17 protein-coding genes and 1 pseudogene are annotated in these 18,191 nt (G+C 68.4%); 14 read left to right on the top strand and 4 right to left on the bottom strand.

The features are described 5' to 3' along the window. Positions 1-363: 363 nt before the first annotated feature. Positions 364-1,329: an alpha/beta hydrolase gene (locus ACH49X_RS02490; protein WP_357209248.1), complete on the top strand. Its 966-nt coding sequence runs from the start codon at positions 364-366 to the stop codon at positions 1,327-1,329. A 297-nt stretch (positions 1,330-1,626) separates the two neighbouring features. Here ACH49X_RS02490 and ACH49X_RS02485 read toward each other — a convergent pair whose 3' ends face one another. Beyond that, entirely contained in the window at positions 1,627-2,427 is an 801-nt protein-coding gene (locus ACH49X_RS02485) for an IclR family transcriptional regulator (RefSeq protein WP_195080265.1), read from the bottom strand. Between the two features lie 240 nt (positions 2,428-2,667). On the opposite strand from ACH49X_RS02485, the gene ACH49X_RS02480 reads away from it, so the two are divergent. From ACH49X_RS02480 to ACH49X_RS02425, 12 genes and pseudogenes are all read left to right on the top strand, one after another. Beyond that, positions 2,668-3,747: a ferredoxin--NADP reductase gene (locus ACH49X_RS02480; RefSeq protein ID WP_357111526.1), complete on the top strand. Its 1,080-nt coding sequence runs from the start codon at positions 2,668-2,670 to the stop codon at positions 3,745-3,747. A gap of 128 nt (positions 3,748-3,875) precedes the next feature. Beyond that, positions 3,876-5,072: a Rieske 2Fe-2S domain-containing protein gene (locus tag ACH49X_RS02475; protein ID WP_195080263.1), complete on the top strand. Its 1,197-nt coding sequence runs from the start codon at positions 3,876-3,878 to the stop codon at positions 5,070-5,072. Positions 5,073-5,112: 40 nt separating this feature from the next. Next, positions 5,113-6,297 carry an acyl-CoA dehydrogenase family protein gene (locus ACH49X_RS02470; RefSeq protein WP_357209249.1) on the top strand — a complete coding sequence of 395 codons (1,185 nt, stop codon included), beginning with the start codon at positions 5,113-5,115 and terminating at the stop codon, positions 6,295-6,297. 27 nt (positions 6,298-6,324) lie between these two features. Further along, positions 6,325-7,263, top strand: coding sequence for a VOC family protein (locus ACH49X_RS02465; RefSeq protein ID WP_195080261.1), 939 nt, complete (start codon positions 6,325-6,327; stop codon positions 7,261-7,263). A gap of 127 nt (positions 7,264-7,390) precedes the next feature. Further along, positions 7,391-9,046: pseudogene (locus ACH49X_RS02460) on the top strand (flavin-containing monooxygenase); the annotation flags it as partial. Positions 9,047-9,097: 51 nt separating this feature from the next. Next, positions 9,098-9,997, top strand: coding sequence for an alpha/beta hydrolase (locus ACH49X_RS02455; RefSeq protein WP_357296701.1), 900 nt, complete (start codon positions 9,098-9,100; stop codon positions 9,995-9,997). Beyond that, positions 9,994-10,881, top strand: a complete 888-nt coding sequence (locus ACH49X_RS02450) for an SDR family NAD(P)-dependent oxidoreductase (RefSeq protein ID WP_195080259.1) — start codon at positions 9,994-9,996, stop codon at positions 10,879-10,881. The genes ACH49X_RS02455 and ACH49X_RS02450 overlap by 4 nt, the downstream gene beginning before the upstream one ends. Then, a complete protein-coding gene (locus ACH49X_RS02445; protein WP_195080258.1) occupies positions 10,881-11,765 on the top strand; it encodes an SDR family NAD(P)-dependent oxidoreductase in 885 nt (294 codons plus the stop codon). Before ACH49X_RS02450 ends, ACH49X_RS02445 begins: the two co-directional genes overlap by 1 nt. Then, positions 11,762-13,735, top strand: coding sequence for an NAD(P)/FAD-dependent oxidoreductase (locus tag ACH49X_RS02440; protein ID WP_357209251.1), 1,974 nt, complete (start codon positions 11,762-11,764; stop codon positions 13,733-13,735). The genes ACH49X_RS02445 and ACH49X_RS02440 overlap by 4 nt, the downstream gene beginning before the upstream one ends. Positions 13,736-13,786: 51 nt before the next feature. Beyond that, on the top strand, positions 13,787-14,341 hold the full coding sequence (locus tag ACH49X_RS02435) for a flavin reductase family protein (RefSeq protein WP_195080256.1): 555 nt from the start codon (positions 13,787-13,789) through the stop codon (positions 14,339-14,341). Continuing rightward, a complete protein-coding gene (locus tag ACH49X_RS02430; RefSeq protein ID WP_357209252.1) occupies positions 14,338-14,598 on the top strand; it encodes a hypothetical protein in 261 nt (86 codons plus the stop codon). Before ACH49X_RS02435 ends, ACH49X_RS02430 begins: the two co-directional genes overlap by 4 nt. 84 nt (positions 14,599-14,682) lie before the next feature. Continuing rightward, a complete protein-coding gene (locus ACH49X_RS02425) occupies positions 14,683-15,549 on the top strand; it encodes an alpha/beta fold hydrolase (RefSeq protein WP_357209254.1) in 867 nt (288 codons plus the stop codon). Here ACH49X_RS02425 and ACH49X_RS02420 read toward each other — a convergent pair. Both ACH49X_RS02420 and ACH49X_RS02415 read right to left on the bottom strand, forming a co-directional pair. After that, positions 15,546-16,241: a Dabb family protein gene (locus tag ACH49X_RS02420; RefSeq protein WP_357111543.1), complete on the bottom strand. Its 696-nt coding sequence runs from the start codon at positions 16,239-16,241 to the stop codon at positions 15,546-15,548. The two genes, ACH49X_RS02425 and ACH49X_RS02420, sit on opposite strands and share 4 nt — an antisense overlap. Further along, positions 16,234-16,581, bottom strand: coding sequence for a hypothetical protein (locus tag ACH49X_RS02415; protein ID WP_195080252.1), 348 nt, complete (start codon positions 16,579-16,581; stop codon positions 16,234-16,236). Before ACH49X_RS02415 ends, ACH49X_RS02420 begins: the two co-directional genes overlap by 8 nt. A gap of 163 nt (positions 16,582-16,744) precedes the next feature. On the opposite strand from ACH49X_RS02415, the gene ACH49X_RS02410 reads away from it, so the two are divergent. Next, complete coding sequence (locus ACH49X_RS02410) at positions 16,745-17,350, top strand: PadR family transcriptional regulator (protein WP_195080320.1); 606 nt, start codon at positions 16,745-16,747, stop codon at positions 17,348-17,350. 34 nt (positions 17,351-17,384) lie between these two features. Here ACH49X_RS02410 and ACH49X_RS02405 read toward each other — a convergent pair whose 3' ends face one another. Then, positions 17,385-18,161 (bottom strand): IclR family transcriptional regulator, encoded by a 777-nt coding sequence (locus tag ACH49X_RS02405; protein ID WP_195080251.1) that lies wholly within the window; start codon positions 18,159-18,161, stop codon positions 17,385-17,387. Positions 18,162-18,191 lie beyond the last annotated feature (30 nt).

The raw sequence follows: 18,191 nt of genomic DNA, 5'->3' as shown, positions 1-18,191 counted from the left end.
CCCGGGTTTGGTGCGCCCCCCCCGGGGGGGGCCCCCCCGGGGGGGGGGGGCGGGGGCCGCCCCCCCCCCCCCCCCCCCCGGGGGGGGGGGGGGGGGGCGCCCCCCCCGCCCCCCCGCCACGCCGTTTCTTCGGACACGTCCGCCGGGCCGACGCCGACCCGTCGCCAGCGGGCAGGGGGAGTCTGCCGGTCTCGGCCATCGCCGAATTCGTCGTGCGCGGCATGGCGGAGCGCAAGACCCACATCCTCCCCGCACCCCGACTGGCCCCCGCTGTGGGTCGGGCGGGTGGAGCGGGTCACGGCGCAGGCGGATCCGGCCGCCGCTGGTGCCTGACCCGGCTACCGATACGTCGTAGGAGTCGCCATGCCTGTACCTTCGCTGGATCCCGACGTCGCGGCGCGTATCGCCCGCCTCGGGCCGATACCGTCGATGCGCTCGCGCGGCATCGAGGCAGTCCGAGCCGGCGTCGAAGCCATGCCGCTGCCCGCGGGCATGCCGTCGATGGCGCAGATCGAGGACCTCGCTGTTCCCGGCCCGTACGGTGACATCCCGTTGCGGGTGTACCGACCCGCGATGGACTCCGCCGCGCCGGTCGTCGTGCACTTGCACGGGGGCGGGCTGGCCATGGGTTCCAACGCCTCCTTCGAACCGCTCGCACGGCAGTTGGCCGCCGCGAGCGCGGCGACGGTGGTCGGCGTCGACTACCGGCTGGCCCCGGAATGGCCCGCTCCCGTGCAGGTCGAGGAGGCATACGCGGCTACCGCCTGGGTCGCCGAGAACGCGGCCGCGTTCCGGGTCGACGCCGCTCGGCTGGCGGTGCTCGGCGACAGCGCCGGCGGGGGACTGGCAGCCGGAGTCGCCCTTTTGGCCCGCGATCGCGGTGGCCCCGCGTTGTTCGCCCAGGTACTGCTGTATCCGGGACTGGACCGGGACATGGGCGCGGCGTCCGTGGTGGAGATGCCCGACGCGCCGACTCTCCTGCGTGACGACATCACCTATCTGCACGAACTCGCCGATACCGGCGCCGCGAATCCGCCCGACTGTTACCGGGTTCCCGCCTACGCCGCCGACTTGTCCGGGCTGCCCCAGGCGATCGTGGCCACCGCCGAATGCGATCCCATCCGCGATTGGGGCGAACGCTACGCCTCCCGGCTGCGCGACGCTCGCGTGCAGACCACGTTGACCCGCTATCCCGGCGTGTTGCACGGTTTCCTGATGCGGCCGGAGAACTCGGCCCGGGGGATGCTCGCTGTGGCCGAGACCGGCGCACTGTTGCGCGCCAAGTTCGCCTGCGCACAGCAGCCGCCGGTCACTTCACCAGAAGCGTGATCGAACGCTTACTCCGAGCCGACGTCGCGGTGAGTGGGCCGGTAACAGGTAGTGCCCGTGACGTCGGCTTCGTTTCGTTTTCGCCTGTCAGTCCGCCCGAGCAGGAATGGACCTGACGCCGACCGGCATCGACGGCGAGGAACCGGACGCCCAGGCGGCGGACCAGCCGGAGGCCCTGCGGCGGATCGGCGGTTCCATGGGCTCTGGGCTGGGACAGAAGTAGCCCGGACGGACAACCGGTATCGGCGGCCCAGGAGAGGTGAACACGCACGCGAGCACGATCCGGCGCAGTACCGTCTAATGCGACGCCAGGTCGGCCGCCACGCAACGTTCCCAGATCTCGCGGGCTGCCATCCGGACGGGACCGACCAGCTTGCGGTAGTCGAGCGTGGTGACCGGCGCGCAGATCGAGATGCCGGCCAAGTTGCCGTAGATGTGGTCCGGCGGACCGATGGAGACGCCGACACAGCCGATGCCGGAGAACGCCTCACCACGATCGAACGCGGCGCCACGATCCCGGATGGCGGCGAGTTCCTCCTCCAGCTTGGCGTCGGTGGCGATGCTCTGCGTAGTACGCCGTAACAGCTCACCGCCGTCGGTGTGCTGCAGCGCGCGCACGACATGCGGATCGCGAGTCGCCTCGGCGAAGGCCAGCTGCACCTTGCCCACGGCGGTCAGGTGTGCGGGCACCCGCTGACCGACCGCTGTCGGCGTCGGCCCCGACGAGCGGCCGTTGACCTTCGCGAGGTAGACGGCGTCGCCGTGGTCGACCACGGCGAGTTGGATGGTGAGGCCCGTCTGATGGGCGAATGCCTGCATGACCGGGCGCGCTCCCTGCAGCAGCCGATTCTGATTGAGCGCGGCCTGACCCATCTCGTACGCCTTGACGCCGAGTTCGTAGGTCTGCTCGGGCGAGCGCGCGAGCCAGCCCGCGCTCGCGAGCTGCTCCAGCAGGCGGTGCACCGACGACCGGGGCAGACCGGTCCGGGACGTCACCTGAGCCAAGGTCAGCGGCCCGACACCATTGAACGTCTCCAGCACCAGGGATATCCGCTCGACCACCGAAACCGGCACCCCGGCGGGACTTGATGTTCTCACTCGACCTCCCAGCGCTCATCACATCGCTGTGACATGGGTCACGGTACTACCACGTGCATGTGGGCATCAAACGGCCCGTGACAAGCGTGCGCACCACCATCGCACGAGTCCTGGATCACAACCGAACGCGCTTCCCGATCAGCGAGACATTCCCGTCTGCCGCGCTCCCGCGCGCCATAGCCTCGCGAGGCCCGGATCCGACCGGAACGGGGAACGCACCATCGACGAGCAGGAGGGCGGATGTCCACGGAGACAAGTGCCGGTCCGGATGTCCTCGCGGATCCGGCGACGACGGCGCCGCGCGGCAGTCGTGTCCGTGTGATCGAGGTGATCGAGGAGACCGCCGACGCGCGTTCCTTCGTCGTGGAACCGCTCGGAGGTGACGGCGACAACGGCTATCGGGCCGGTCAGTTCCTCACTGTCCGGGTGCCCGACGTCGGCACCGGTTCCGCGCGCTGCTACTCGCTGTCGAGTTCGCCCTACAGCGACGCCGCGATGAAGTTCACCGTCAAGCGGGTGGCGGGCGGCCACGGATCCAACTGGCTCTGTGACACGGTCGGCGCCGGAGACGAACTCGAGGTGCTGCCGCCTGCGGGCACCTTCACGCCTGCCTCGCTCGACGAGTCGGTGGTCCTCGTGGCGGGGGGCAGCGGTATCACCCCGGTCATCGCGATCGCCAAGTCGATCCTGTTCGCCGGCAGCGGTGACGTCGTGTTGATCTACGCCAACCGGGATCAGGAATCGGTCATCTTCGCGCGCGAGCTGCAACAGCTCGAGCGCCGCTTCGCCGACCGGCTCTCGGTGATTCACGTGCTCGAGTCGGTGCAGGGCTATCCGACGCGGCGCACGTTGTCGATGCTCGTGCGCCCCTTGCGCGACCGCGCGGTCTACATCTGCGGCCCGACGCCCTTGATGGATCTCGCCGCGCAGGTGTGCGCGGCGGAAGGCTTCCCCGCGTCCCGGGTGCACTCCGAACGCTTCCTGTCCCTACAGGCCGACCCGTTCACCGACGCGGAACCCGGTGACGACCGAGATGCTTCGGGCGAAGTGGTGTGCCGGATCCGGGTGAGCATCGACGGCACGGAACGCCAGGTGCCGTGGACGGCGGGCCGCAAGTTGCTCGACGCCTTGCTGGCCGCCGGTGTCGAGGCGCCGTACTCCTGCCGCGAAGGCGCATGCAGCGCCTGTGTGTGCTCCCTGACGGAGGGGCGGGTGACCATGGCGCGCAACGAGATTCTCACCGAGGACGACCTCGCCGAAGGCTACATCCTGGCCTGCCAGGCCGAACCGGTCACCGACGAGATCGCGATCGAGTACTGAGCGGCAGATCGGCGCCCCGGAAACCTGTCCCACTCAGCAGGAGACGCGCGTCACACCGGGAGTTCCGCTGACAAGCTGATCACAGTGCGACGAGATTCGCGGTCGCAGCCATCTGACCAGGAGGTATTGTGACTTCCACCTCGCAAACCGGAGACCGGGTCCGTGTCATCGACACCGGCCTGCCGCCCGAGCGATACGCCCGCGGCTGGCACTGCCTCGGACTGGTCCGCGACTTCGCGGACGGCCGTCCGCATCAGGTCCGCGCGTTCGGCACCGAGCTCGTCGTGTTCGCAGGCGAAGACGGAAAGCTGAACGTGCTCAACGCCTTCTGCCCCCACATGGGTGGCAACCTGGCGCACGGGACGGTGAAGGGCGACACGATCGCGTGCCCCTTCCACGACTGGCGCTGGCGCGGTGACGGCAAATGCGCCGAGATCCCCTACGCCCGGCGAGTTCCGCCGCTCGCGCGGACCAAGTCGTGGCAGACGATGGAGATCAGCGGTCAGTTGTTCATCTGGCACGATCCGCAGGGGCGCAAGGCCCCCGCCGAACTGACGATTCCGGAGATTCCCGCTTACGGTGATCCGGGCTGGACGGACTGGGTGTGGAACTCCATCGTCGTCGAGGGCTCGCACTGCCGCGAGATCGTCGACAACGTCGTGGACATGGCGCACTTCTTCTACGTCCACTACGGCATGCCGACATACTTCCGCAACGTCTTCGAGGGCCACACCGCCACCCAATTCATGCGGTCGCGTCCACGCGCGGACGCGGTGGGCGTCAGCCAGAACACCGATTCCGGTCTCGAAAGCCGTTCCGATGCTACGTATTACGGACCGTCCTACATGGTGGACGCGCTCTGGAGCGCGCAGTACGCCGACCGGCCAGAGCCGAACATCTACCTCATCAACTGCCACTACCCGATCACCCCGACCTCCTTCCGCCTGCAATACGGCGTGATCGTGGAGAAACCGGCAGGCATGGACGACGACGCCGCGAACGCGATGGCCGCCGCGGTGGGGCGAGGCATCGCCATCGGCTTCGAGCAGGACGTCGAGATCTGGAAGAACAAGGCGCGCATCGACAATCCGCTGCTGTGCGAGGAAGACGGGCCGGTCTACCAGCTGCGCCGCTGGTACGAGCAGTTCTACGTCGATGTGGAAGACGTCAAGCCAGAGATGGTCAACCGGTTCGAGTTCGAGATCGACACCGAGCGCGCTCTGCAGAACTGGCAGGCCGAGGTGGACGCCAACTTGGCCGCTGGCCGCAGCGCCATCGCCCCCAACCTGGCAGCGAACCGCGAGGCCGCGCCCACCGGTTCCTGACAACCAATCCTTCCCGAGACTTCACGGACCAGGAGTTCTGATGCCCCATACCGTCCTCGACAACATCGTCGCCATCGCCGATGAGATCCGCGCAGCGGCGGAGGAATCCGATTCGCTCGGCCGGCTGACCGATGGCATGGCCGCGCAGCTCAAGGAGGCCGGCCTCATCCGGCTGCTGCAGCGCAAGAAGTACAACGGCTACGAGGCGCACCCGCGAGAGTTCGCCGAGACCGTCATGAAGACCGCCAGCATCTACGGCTCGGCCGGCTGGGTCGGCGGCATCGTCGGCGTGCATCCCTGGCAGCTCGCTTTCGCCGACCCCAAGGTCCAGGACGAGGTGCTCGGTACGGATGGCGATACCTGGCAGGCCTCGCCCTATATGCCGGGCGGGATCGCGGTGCCTACCGACGGCGGCTACGTGATGAACGGGCGCTGGCAGTTCTCCTCCGGTACCGACCACTGCGACTGGATCTTCCTCGGCGCCATGGTCGGCGGCCCGGACGGCAAGCCGCTGATGCCGCCGCAGGGCCTGCACGTGATCCTGCCCCGTTCGGATTACGAGATCGTGGCGGATTCCTGGGACGTGGTCGGCCTGCGCGGCACCGGCAGCAAGGACATCGTCGTCAAGGACGCCTTCATCCCGAGTTACCGGGTGATGGACTCGGCGAAGGTCATGGACGGCACCGCGGCCAAGGAGTACGGCGTCACCGAGACGCTCTACAAGATGCCCTGGTCCACCATGTTCCCGCTGGGCATCACCTCGGCGACCATCGGCATCTGCGAAGGCGTGCTCGCCGCCGGAATCGCATACCAGCGCAATCGCGTCGGCGCCACCGGCACCGTCGTCAAGGACGACCCCTACGTCTTGCACGCGCTGGGTGAGTCCGCCTCGGAGATCGACGCCGCCCGTCAGCAGTTGCTGGCGAACGTCGATCGCATCTACGACATGGTCGACCGCGGCGAGGAGATCGACTTCGAGACGCGCGCCAAGGTACGCCGGGACCAGGCCCGCGCCGCGTGGCGCGCGGTGCGTGCGGCCGACGAGATCTTCGACCGGGCCGGCGGCAACGCGCTGCGCATGGACAACGCGCTGCAACGGTTCTGGCGCGACGGCCACGCGGGCCTGCACCACGCCATCCACGTCACGAGCACCACCTACCACGCCGCCGCCTTGGCGTCGCTGGGCGTGGAGGTCCCGCCGGGACCGCTGCGCGTGATGATCTGACCGGTTCGGAAAGGAACGCGAGCAACGATGACCGAAATCAAGGGGCTCGGCTACGTCCGGGTTCTCGCCACCGATATGGAGCGCTGGCGCGAACTCGGTTTCGAGGTACTGGGATTCGCGCCGGGCTTCGGCCCGGAAGAGGACGCCCTGCACTTCCGGATGGACGAGCGACCAGCCCGCATCACCGTCGAACGCGGTGACGTCGACCGGGTGACCGCGGTCGGCTGGGAGGTCCGGGACGGCCTCGCGCTGCGGCGGCTGGCCGAGCATCTGCAAGCCGCCGGATTCCAGACCACCCCGATGTCGCAGGAACTGGCGGACCTGCGCAAGGTCGAGGCCGGATTCAGCATGAAGGATCCCGGTGGCACGCCGCTCGAGTTCTTCCACGGCCCGGTGCTCGAGCACAGCCCCGTGCTGACCAAGTACGGTCAGCGTTTCGTCACGGGACAGCAAGGCATGGGCCATGTGGTGATGCCGACGACCAATTTCGACGAGTCCTTCGCCTTCTACAACGAGACGCTGGGCTTTCTGTCCCGCGGCGCGTTTCGGATGCCGACCCCGCCGGGGACGCCGCCGATGCGGATCCGGTTCATGGGGGTCAACCAGCGTCACCACAGCTTGGCGATCATGCCGAGTCTGGAGGGCCGGGATCCGGGGCTGATCCACGTGATGGTCGAGGTGGACGAGCTCGACGCGGTCGGCCGCGCCTACGACCAGGTGCTGGCCCGCGAGTTCCCGGTGTCCTCGACTCTGGGCAGGCACACCAACGACAAGATGATCTCCTTCTACGTCCGGGTGCCCGGCGGCTGGGACATCGAGTACGGCTACGGCGGCAAGCTCGTCGACGAGAGCTACTACACCGCCGAAGAGATCACCGCGGACAGCTACTGGGGCCACGAGTGGATGTGGATGCGGGAAATGAAGGAAGCACAAAAGACCGCGGCCGCCGAGACAGTCGGCTCCTGACGGCTGTCGGAAGTGTCTCGCGTGCCGGGACGGACCCATACCGCCCGTTCCCGGCACGCACACGTGGTGCGAAGAACCGCGGATCTCGAGGACCGATGGGCGGGAGCGCACCGTTCCGGAAGCCGTTATGCCACTCACGGTGTGGCTCCAACCGACGATCACCTCATCGAGGGAAGTGAATGTAGTGACAACTCAGGACAGCGATTTCGACGCCGTCGTCGTCGGGGCGGGGATATCCGGCCTGTACGCGGTGTACAAGCTGCGCGGCCGCGGTATGCGCGTGCACGGTTTCGAATCCGCCGACGGAGTGGGCGGCACGTGGTATCACAACCGGTACCCCGGTGCGCGCTGCGATGTCGAGAGCATCGACTACTCCTACTCCTTCGATGAGGAGTTGCAGCAGGAGTGGACCTGGTCGGAGCGGTTCGCGACGCAGGAGGAGATCCTGCGCTATCTCGAGCACGTCGCCGACCGGCACGATCTGCGCTCTGCCTACGACTTCCTGACCCGGGTGACCGCCGCGGTCTATGACGAGAAGACCGAGCGGTGGACGATCTCCACCGACACCGGCCGTACGGTGACCGCGCGCTTCTGCATCCTCGCCACCGGTGTGCTGTCCGCGACCAACATGCCGGACATCCCGGGCCGCGACACCTTCACCGGCGAGGTCTACCACACCGGGGAATGGCCGCACGAGCCGGTTGATCTGAGCGGCAAGCGGATCGGCGTCATCGGCACCGGGTCATCGGCGATCCAGGCCGTCCCGGTGATCGCCGAGCACGCCGAGCACCTGTATGTGTTCCAACGCACGCCGAACTACTCGATCCCGGCGGGCAATCGCCCCCTGGACCCGGAGTTCGTGGCCGAGGTCAAGGCGAACTACGCCGAGCGGCGCAGGCTGTCGAGGATCAGCGGCGGCGGCACCCCGAACAGCCCGTACCCCAAGGGCGCGCTGGAGATCGACCCCGAGGAGCGGACCCGGATCTACGACCAGTGGTGGCAGCGCGGCGGCTACCTGTTCGCCAAGGCTTTCCCGGATCAGACGACGAACCCGGCCGCCAATGACACAGCGCGCGAGTACGTCGAGGCCAAGATCCGCGAGATGGTGCGCGATCAGGAGCTCGCCGATCAGCTGATCCCGAACGATCACCCGATCGGCACCAAGCGCATCGTCACCGACAGCGGTTACTTCGAGACCTACAACCGCGACAACGTCACCCTGGTGAACCTGCGGCGCACGCCGATCGAGGCGGTCACCGAGACCGGGGTGCGGACCACGGCGGAGACCTACGACCTCGACGTGCTGATCTTCGCCACCGGCTTCGACGCCATGACCGGGTCGCTGTCGCGCATCGACATCCGCGGCCGCGGCGGCCGGGAACTACGCGAGGACTGGTCGGCGGGCCCGCGGACCTACCTCGGGCTCGCGGTCGCCGGGTACCCCAACATGTTCATCCTGGCCGGCCCCGGCAGCCCCAGCGTGCTGGCCAACATGGTGCTGATGGCCGAGCAGCACGTGGACTGGATCGCGGGCTGCCTGGACTATTTCGACGAACACGGGCACACCACCATCGAGGCGACCGAGGAGTCGGTCGAGGAATGGGTGGCCGAGTGCAACGCGAAGGCGGCGGCCACGTTGTTCCCCTCCGCCAACTCTTGGTACATGGGCGCGAATATCCCGGGCAAGCCGCGGGTCTTCATGCCTTACATCGGCGGGTTCGGCAACTACAACAGCATCTGCTCGGAGGTGGCCGCCGCCGGATACAAGGGATTCGACCTCGGTGGCGCCACGGGCTCGCGGCGGCGGCCGGACCTGCATCCTGATGTCGAGGCGATGCTCGCGGCCCTGGAGTCGTTCCCGGATGTGACGCGGCACGAGGCCGCCGAACTGCGCGAGATCATCGTGTCCCGGCGGGCGCCGCTGACGCGCCTGCCCCGGATGCGCATCGCCGAGGACCGGGTGATCGAAGGCCCTGGCGGTGATCTGGCGGTGCGCGTGTACGTGCCCGAGCGCGACGCGAAAGCGCCGCTGCCGGTGGTGGTTTTCGCGCACGGCGGCGGATTCGTCTTCTGCGATCTGGACAGCCATGACGAATTCTGCCGATCGATGGCCGAGGCGGTCGGCGTCGCGGTCGTCTCGGTGGACTATCGGCGCGCGCCCGAGCATCCCGGCCCCGCGGCGATGGAGGACATGTACGCGGCGCTGAGCTGGGCGGCCGCGCATGCCGCCGAGTTCGGCGGCGACGCGGGTCGGCTCGCTGTGGCCGGCGACAGCGCGGGCGGCAACCTGGCGGCCACCGTGAGCCTTGCCGCCCGCGACCGCGGCGGGCCGCGGATCGCCGCTCAGATCCTGCTGTATCCGGTGATCGACGACGATTTCACCACCGAGTCCTACCGGCTCTACGGCGAGGGCTACTACAACACCACCAAGGCCATGCGCTGGTATTGGCAGCAGTACGCGCCGCACGGCACCGACAACCCGTATCTGGTGCCGAGCCGGGCCGACTCGCTGGCCGGGCTACCCGCGGCGGTGGTGGCGACCGCCGAGCTGGATCCGCCGTGCTCGGCGGGGGAGGACTACGCCCGGCGGCTCGCGGAGGCGGGCGTCCCGGTCACCGCGCACCGCTTCGACGGGCTGTTCCACGGATTCCTGACCTTCCCGAGCCTGTCGCTGACCGGGCCGGCGCGTGAGGTGCTCTGGCAGCTGATGCGCGACGTGCTGGAGGTGTCATGACACAGCGACTCACGACCAAGATCGCCCTGGTCACCGGCAGCAGCCGGGGGATAGGCCGGGCCATCGCGCAGCGTTTGGCCGCAGAAGGCGCGACCGTCGTCGTCACGGCCCGGTCGAACTCCCCGACACCGTCGATTCGCGACGGCGCCACGCATGTGCTGTCCGGCTCCCTCGGGGAGACCGTGCAGTTGATCGAAGCCGCGGGCGGTCGGGCGATCGCCGTCCCGGCCGATCTCGAGGACGCCGAACAACGCGCCGGCTTGGTCGAGAAGGTCGTCGAGGAACTCGGCGGCATCGACATCCTGGTCAACAACGCGGGTTTCGCGGACTACAGCGTGATCGAGAAGATGAGCGACGCGACGTTCCACCGGACCGTCCAGCACTACCTCGAGGTGCCGTTCGCGCTCTGCCGTGCCGCGATTCCGCACCTGCGCAAGCAGGGCAGCGGCTGGATCGTCAATATCGGATCGTCGACCGGTCTGAGCCCCATCCGGCCGTTCCGCGAGTACAACAAAACCTCCGGCGACGTCGTGTACGCCTCGGTCAAGGCCGCGCTGCACCGCTTCACCCAGGGGCTGGCCGCGGAGTTGGTCGACGAGGGTATCGCGGTCAACGCCGTGGGACCCTCGACCGCCATCATGACTCCGGGAGCGGCGACGCTGCTTCCGGAGGGTTACGACACCGAGCCGGTCGAATACCTCGCGCAAACAGTGCTGGAGATGTGCACGATGCCCGCCGTCCACCGCACCGGCCTGGTGGCTTTCAGCTTGCACTTCCCGTGGGCGACGAACACCCCGGTGATGTCGCTCGACGGGCGCACCGAACTGCCACGGCGACAACCACCGGCATGGGCCAACCCGCACATCCTCCCGGAGGGAGTGTGATGGCCACGACCGCACGAGAACGGTTCTCCGACGGCACTGCGGTCGTCACCGGTGCGGCGGCAGGAATCGGCCGCGGCCTGGCTCGCCACCTCGGCGTCCTCGGCATGACCGTCGTCGTCGCCGACATCGACGAGGACCGCGCCGCCGGTGTGGCCGCGGAGATCATCGAGCACGGCGGCAACGCCCATGGCTTCGGGGTCGATGTCGCCGACGCGGGCGCGGTCGAGGACATGGCCGCGACGATCTTCGCCCGGCACGGCAGCGTCGAACTACTGATCAACAACGCGGGAGTCGAGTCGGCGGGACTGCTGTGGGAAATAGATCCCGCCCGGTGGCGCCGACTCATGCAGATCAACGTGGACGGGGTCTTCTACTGCTTGAAGTCCTTCGTGCCGCGCATGATCGAGGCGGGTACCCCGGCCTGCATCGCCAACCTGTCCTCGGTCGGGGGTCTGAACACCGTCGCCGTGCAGTCGCCCTACATCGTCAGCAAGTTCGCGGTGCAGGCGATGACCGAGTGCCTGTGGCAGGACCTGGCGGTCGTCGGCGCTCCGATACAGGTCAGCGCCGTGGTACCGCATTCGATCCGCAGCGAGATCTTCCTCGCGGCTCAGCGCGACGCGCCCACCACCGACCCGACCGCCAACGCGGTGTTCGCCGCGATGCAGCGGGACAACGTGGAGAAGGGGCTCGACCCGCTCGAGGCCGCCGAGCACATGGTCGAACAGATCGCCCGCGGCGACTTCTGGGTCTTCTCCGACGACGCCATGTGCACCGCCTCGGCGACCCGGCGCGGTGAGCAACTGCTGTCGCTCAGCCCGCCCTCCAACCCACGAGACATGCTCGCCCGGATGGGCGTGCCACTCCCGGAAGGTAGCTCATGACCGAGACCATCGTCGCCGGCGTCTCCGCCGCAGATCGAGAAGCCGCGCTCCATCAGGCGATCGCGGAATGCGAGGCGGCGCCGCTTCTGATGTCGATGGTGCACGTGACCGGTGATCTCGGACTGCTCGACGAGTTCGGCGCGCGCCTGTCGATCGAGGAGCCGGGTAACCATTACCGCACCGGCACACGCCCGACGGTACCGCCCGGCACCTACCCCGACGACGTCGCCGCCGACATCCGCGCCCGCGCCCGCGAGGTGCTCACCCCGGATTCCGTTGCCGCGCTCGGTGTCCCCGACGACGAGCTGTTCCGCCGCATGGCGACCCTCTGCACCGCTGAGCGGGTCGATGCGGAGTTCGTGCCGATCCTGCTGGAGCAGGCCGGATTCACCAAGGACCGACGCCACGTCCCGGTGACCGTGACACCGCCGGCCGACTTCGAAGTGATCGTGATCGGTGCGGGCATCGTCGGCATCAACGCGGGAATCAAGCTGGGGGAGGCGGGTTTCCCCTTCACCATCTTCGAGGAACGCGATGATATCGGCGGCACCTGGCACCGCAATACCTATCCCGGTGCGGCGGTGGATACCCCGAGCCATTACTACTCCTACTCGTTCGAGCTCAACCCGAACTGGTCGCGTTACTATCCGACCGGGCCGGAATACCAGAGCTACCTGCTCGGTGTGGTCGAGAAGTACCGGTTGCGCGAGCACATCCGGTTCGGCACGCGGGTGCGGTCCGCGACCTGGCTGGCGGGGGAGAATCGCTGGGAGGTGGTGACCGAGGACCGCGACGGCGTGGTCACCCGTCACCGCGCCCGCGCCGTGGTCACCGCGCTGGGCATGCTCAATGCGCCCAACATTCCCGAGGTGCCGGGTATGGAGACCTTCGCGGGCACCGTCGTGCACACCGCGAACTGGGACACCGGCATCGACCTGCGTGGCAAGCGGGTCGTGGTGCTGGGCACCGGCTGCACGTCGGTGCAAGTGGTGGCGAGCATCGTCGACGAGGTCGACACGCTCGATGTCGTGGTTCGCAGCCCGCACTGGCTGGTGCCCGAGAAGACCGTCGGAGGGGAGGTGCCCGCGGGCGAGAAGTGGGCGATGGCGAATCTCCCCTTCTACGACAAATGGTTCCGGCTGCGCACCTACTGGTTCGCCTCGGACAATCTCTACCCGCTGCCGCGCATCGATAAGGAGTGGGCGGCCACCCACCTGTCCGCGTCCCCCGCCAACGACATGGTGCTGCGCACCGCGCTGGAGTACTTGGACAAGAGCTTCCCGGACCGTCCCGACCTGATCGAGAAGCTGACACCGGACTTCCGGCCCTACGCCAAACGAATCGTGAAGGACCCCGGCTTCTTCGCGGCACTCAACCGCGAGCACGTGACCCTGCACCGCGCCTCGTTCCAGCGGGTGACGCCCGAAGGCGTGGTCACTACGGAGGGCGAGTTCATCCCCGCCGACGTGATCATTCTCGCCACCGGGTTCGAACTCCAGTTCACCACCACGATCGACATCACCGGCCGGGACGGCCGGACACTGGCGGAGGTGTGGAAGGGCGGCGAGGACCCGCGCGCCTACCTGGGCGTGCAGGTGTCGGGGTTCCCGAATCTGTTCGTCACCGCCGGGCCCAACGCCGCGCCGAACCACGGCGCCGGGCACAACATCACCGGCGAGGAACAGGTGCACTACATCATCGAGTGCTTGCAGTACCTGTTGGAGAACGACCACGCCGCCATGGACGTCCAACAGGGAGCGCTGGACGAGTACAACCGCCGCGTCGACGAAGCGCTCGACGAGACCGTGTGGGTGCATCCGGGTGCGCAGGTCAACGGGTACTACCGCAACAGCTCCGGCCGGGCGATCGTGCCGTGCCCATGGCGTCTCGTCGACTACTGGACGATGCTGCGCGAGCCGCATCCCGAGGATCTGACTTTCCTCCCGCACCGAGGCCCCGCCTCGGTATAGCGCCGCCGACACCTTCACGGCGTGTGTCCATCGACTCATGAGGAGCAGGGGATGACATCCATCGACATCGACCGCGAGACGGCCCGCCACGCGGCGGGGACCGACCTTCCGGAGCTGGATCCGGCTCTGCTGCGCACTGTTCTGGGACACTTCGCCACCGGCGTCGTCGCGATCACGGGGATCGATCCACAGACCGCGGCGCCGACGGGTCTGGCCGCGAACTCGTTCACCTCGGTGTCGCTGGATCCGCCGCTCATCGCCTTCTGCGTGGGCGCGACCAGCACTTCGTGGCCCCGCGTGCGGGCGGCGGGCCGCTATGCGGTCAACATCCTGTCCGACGCTCAGGAGCCGGTGTGCCGGCAGCTGGCCACCCGCGGTGTCGAGAAGTTCCAGGGCATCGAATGGCGGCCATCGCCGGCGGGGGCGCCGATCATCGCGGATTGCCTGGCCTGGATCGAAGCCGAGCTGGAGGCCGAGCACGCCGCGGGCGACCACACGATCGTGGTCTCCCGGGTGCGGCACCTGTATGCCTCCGACCTGGCGCCGCTGATCTTCTTCCGCGGCAGTTACGGCAGCGTCGGCCCCAGCGCGGAGGCATCCCGATGACGATGCGCCCACTGGACTGTGAGCGCTGCGGCCAGCGCATTCTGATCGAGAAGTTCAGCCCCGCGCACACTTCGGTCCAGTGGGTCGGCGACGCAGGCCGTTGCCCGGTGATCGCGGCCCGGAACCGGAGTGTCGGTCACGAGGAGCGCGGGTGCGACGCGTTGCACCGCAGCATCGACCGGGCGGTGCGTGCTCGTGAGCTGCCCGAGTCCCGGATACAGCTCCCCACCGGTGACGCCATTCCGCGGCTGCACTGAGCTCGGGCATGACGGCCCGAAAGGGTGTACCGCTCACCGGGAGGCATGCCGGACAGGCGGTGTCGGCGGTGGAAGGCTCGGGCCATGAGTACCTCAGTCGAATCCCGCGTTGCTCCCGAGTTGCGTGAACTGCCCACCGAGCGTGGCGTCTTGCGTTACCGCGAGACCGGTGACGGTCCGCCCCTGCTCCTGCTGCACGGCTCCGGCCCCGGAGTGACGGGCTGGCGCAACTTCGGAGCCAACGTCCCGGTCTTCGCTCAGCACTACCGCGCACTGGTGCTGGAGTTCCCCGGCTTCGGGGTCAGCGACGACTTCGGCGCTCCGCACCCGATGATGTCCGCGCAGCAGGCGGTCGGCGCCTTCCTGGACGGGCTGGGCCTGGACCGCGTGCGCGTCGTCGGAAACTCCATGGGCGGCTTCGTCGCCACGGATTTCGCCCTCGCGAACCCCGATCGGGTCGATCGGCTGGTCACCATCGGCGGGATCGGAACACCCGTCTTCAGCGCCCAGCCGGGTGAGGGGATCGTGCGGCTGAGCGAGTTCGTCGAGAACCCCACTCGCGAGGCGCTGATCGCTTGGCTGCACTCGATGGTGTACAACTCCGCTCTGGTGACGGAGGAACTGATCGAGCAGCGCTGGCAGCAGGCGACCGATCCGGCGACCTTGGAGAACTCGCGCCGCATGTACGGCAAGGCCGCCTTGGCGCGGATGGCCGAGGCGGCCCGCAACGCCGACACCACCCCGGGGTGGGCGAAGCTGGGCCAGATCACGGTCCCGGTGCTGGTCACCTGGGGCCGGGACGACCGGGTGAGCCCGGTGGACATGTCCCTGCTGCCGATGCGCACCCTGCGCAACGGCGAGGTGCACATCTTCCCCAACTGCGGGCACTGGGTGATGATCGAGCAGAAGCAGGCATGGGAGGCCACCGTCCTGGCCTTCCTCGGTCGTTAACCTTCGCCCTCGGCCGGCGGCATCACCGGCGCCGCGTCGATGACCGGCGCCGGGATCGCGCAGAAACTGTGGCAGACCCGGTCCTTGATGATCCGCTCCGGGCATTCCGGATCGAACCACCGGTCCACATGCCCCCAGTGGATCGGGTGATTCATATACGGCCCGAGCAGGGCCTCGACATCGGCGAACTCCTGCTCCCACACGTGCGTCCACTGCGACGTCCCGGCGGCGTGCCGGACCGGACTCAGCTGCCAAGCCAGGATGGCCTGGATGTGCCGCGGCATCTGCAGCGTGGCGTGCTCGAACCGGCGGACCTGCGCGGAGTCGGCCGCTGCGTCCACACGCAGCAGCAGCGTCCGGTACACCCGGGGTGGGCGCGAGGTCCACCGCCGTCCACCGCGCGCATCCGCGGGCGACGCTGCCAGGTACTCCACCGCGTCGACGTGCCCGATCGCGGGCACGGAAGTCGCCTCATCGATCGCGGCCCGGCTGCGGCACCACTCGTCTTCGGACCGGAAGTGGAAGTGGGCGAGCACATCTCCGCCGTTGCGTACACCCGGCAAGGTGCGAGCGACCAGTGACTGTCGTGCGCCGGCCGATTCCGCCGCGGCGGCGATGCGCTTGATCGTCACGTCTGCGATCATCTCCTCGCCCGGGTCCGTCAGGTGCAGCAAACGGGTCACCTTATACATCGCAGAGTCCTTCCACGTCCGCGGAACGGCTCGCCATCGACCTGGTGCGTTCGACGATCATCGGTGCCATCGATTCCCACCATCGCGCCGGCGCGGGGTCGTGTCGCGCCCGGACCGCCGCCGCCCACCAACCGGCCGTGCCCGACACGGTCCAGGTAGCGGTGACGGTGTTCGTCTCACCCTCTATCCAGACCGGCGGGCTCACCAGGATCTGCTCCAGCGTCAACCCGCGTTCCCGTGCCGCGGGTGCGTACTCGTCGAGGTAGGCATCGATGAACGCCCGTGCGCTGCCGGATCTGAGCACGACTCGGTCGATGATGTACAGGGTTGGGTCGTCCATGGATCGAACGTAGGCGCTGTCGCGAGAGCCGACGGCCCGTCATCCCGGTGGCCGGGAGCCGCTGGCGCCGAATCGCGTTGCAGGGCTTGTAAGCTGCACGATCGTGGCAGCCGACCTCGATTCCTACCCCCCTCTGCCTGCGACCAGCTGGGCCGTGCTGGGCATGCTGTCCTTCGGTGAGGAACTGACCGGCAACGACCTGAAGAAGTGGGCGGATTGGAGCATCGGCTTTTTCTATTGGAGCCCTTCGGTCAGCCAGGTCTACGCCGAGCTGAAGAAACTCGAGGAACTCGCTTTGGTGCGGTCCCGACTGGTGGCCGACGAAGGGGTGCGCGGTCGACGGCTGTACGGCATCACCGATACGGGGCTGCGCGCGCTGCGGAACTGGTCCCGGAACGCCGGGGTGGACATGCCGGTGCTGAAACACGGTGTGATGCTGCGTCTGTGGATGGGTCATCTGCACGATCCCGAGCACCTGAAGAGGATCGTGCGTACCCACATCGACAACCTGCGTGAGCAGGCGAGCCGGGCCGCACTGCACGCCGACCGATCCGAGCCGGAGCCCGGCTGGGCGTTCACCGAGATGACTCTGCGGTGGTCGCAACGCCATTTCGAGGCGGAGATCGAGTTGGCCGAGCAGTTGCTGGCTGACATTGATGAGGCCGCCGCGCGATATCGTGAGCTGGCCGTCCGCGACGAGAACGATCTCCCGGTGCCTCGTCATCCCGGGGTTTGGCGCACGGTCGGGGAGGATTCCGCGGACAGCTGAGTTCACGGCCCGCGACGCCTGCGGTTGCCGATGCTCAGCCTTCGGCGAGCACGCTGGGGGCGGTCGGCAGCGATCGCAGGATATTGCGGCGCTGCAGCGTGGGAGTGACTCGGCCGCCTGCGGTCATACTGCGCCAGATGGCGTGTGCGGCCAGCTGGACCGGGGTGGTCATTCGGCTGTCGAAACTCATCCGGCTCAGCGGTCCGCAAACGGACACCGCGGTCGTCGCCTCGCCGACCGGTCCGATCGGTGCGGCGATACAGCCGAACCCGTGCAGCGCGCCATTGCGCTCGACGGCATAGCCGAGTTCCCGGATCCGCGCGCTGCCCGGCTCCGCTCGGCCCGCGAAGGCGAGCAGGGCCCTGCCGAGTGCCGACTTCGACGCGGGCAATCTGCCTCCGACGCGGGTCGGGACGTGGGCGGCCAGGCGTCCGCCGATCTTGTCGAGGTACACGACGTCGTCGCCGTCGAGGACCGCCAGATGCACGACCATGCCGGTGGCGCGGTAGAGATGCTGTAGGTGCTCGCCGGAGGCCGCGTGCACGCGGTCTTGATGCACTGCGAGCGAGCCGAGTTCGACGAGACGGATGCCGAGGCTGTAATTGCGCCCCTCCCGCCGTAGCCACCGTAGCTGGACCAGCCGGTCCAGCATCCGGTGGGCGGAGGAGCGCGGCAGGCCGGTGCGGGCGACGACCTCCGTCAGGCCGAGGCTGTCGCGCCCGTCGAACGCGTCGAGGACAAGCGACAGCCGGTCGAGAAGGGCGCTGGGGGTGGTCGCCTCACCGGGCCGCATGTCCTGCGCGATCGTCATGCGCTGACTCCTTTGTCACTCTAACCAGGG

This window comes from Nocardia sp. NPDC019323 (assembly GCF_044389845.1).
In the GTDB taxonomy this organism is placed as follows: domain Bacteria; phylum Actinomycetota; class Actinomycetes; order Mycobacteriales; family Mycobacteriaceae; genus Nocardia; species Nocardia implantans.
Note: the sequence above shows the minus strand (reverse complement) of the source record. Positions and strands in the feature narration are given on the sequence as shown.

What these genes read in the sequence shown, in the direction of transcription:
- ACH49X_RS02490 (WP_357209248.1), top strand. Translation starts at nt 364, where the DNA reads ATGCCTGTACCTTCGCTGGATCCCGACGTCGCGGCGCGTATCGCCCGC.
- ACH49X_RS02480 (WP_357111526.1), top strand. Translation starts at nt 2,668, where the DNA reads ATGTCCACGGAGACAAGTGCCGGTCCGGATGTCCTCGCGGATCCGGCG.
- ACH49X_RS02470 (WP_357209249.1), top strand. Translation starts at nt 5,113, where the DNA reads ATGCCCCATACCGTCCTCGACAACATCGTCGCCATCGCCGATGAGATC.
- ACH49X_RS02465 (WP_195080261.1), top strand. Translation starts at nt 6,325, where the DNA reads ATGACCGAAATCAAGGGGCTCGGCTACGTCCGGGTTCTCGCCACCGAT.
- ACH49X_RS02455 (WP_357296701.1), top strand. Translation starts at nt 9,098, where the DNA reads ATGCTCGCGGCCCTGGAGTCGTTCCCGGATGTGACGCGGCACGAGGCC.
- ACH49X_RS02450 (WP_195080259.1), top strand. Translation starts at nt 9,994, where the DNA reads ATGACACAGCGACTCACGACCAAGATCGCCCTGGTCACCGGCAGCAGC.
- ACH49X_RS02445 (WP_195080258.1), top strand. Translation starts at nt 10,881, where the DNA reads ATGGCCACGACCGCACGAGAACGGTTCTCCGACGGCACTGCGGTCGTC.
- ACH49X_RS02440 (WP_357209251.1), top strand. Translation starts at nt 11,762, where the DNA reads ATGACCGAGACCATCGTCGCCGGCGTCTCCGCCGCAGATCGAGAAGCC.
- ACH49X_RS02435 (WP_195080256.1), top strand. Translation starts at nt 13,787, where the DNA reads ATGACATCCATCGACATCGACCGCGAGACGGCCCGCCACGCGGCGGGG.
- ACH49X_RS02430 (WP_357209252.1), top strand. Translation starts at nt 14,338, where the DNA reads ATGACGATGCGCCCACTGGACTGTGAGCGCTGCGGCCAGCGCATTCTG.
- ACH49X_RS02425 (WP_357209254.1), top strand. Translation starts at nt 14,683, where the DNA reads ATGAGTACCTCAGTCGAATCCCGCGTTGCTCCCGAGTTGCGTGAACTG.
- ACH49X_RS02420 (WP_357111543.1), bottom strand. Translation starts at nt 16,241, where the DNA reads ATGTATAAGGTGACCCGTTTGCTGCACCTGACGGACCCGGGCGAGGAG.
- ACH49X_RS02415 (WP_195080252.1), bottom strand. Translation starts at nt 16,581, where the DNA reads ATGGACGACCCAACCCTGTACATCATCGACCGAGTCGTGCTCAGATCC.
- ACH49X_RS02410 (WP_195080320.1), top strand. Translation starts at nt 16,745, where the DNA reads ATGCTGTCCTTCGGTGAGGAACTGACCGGCAACGACCTGAAGAAGTGG.
- ACH49X_RS02405 (WP_195080251.1), bottom strand. Translation starts at nt 18,161, where the DNA reads ATGACGATCGCGCAGGACATGCGGCCCGGTGAGGCGACCACCCCCAGC.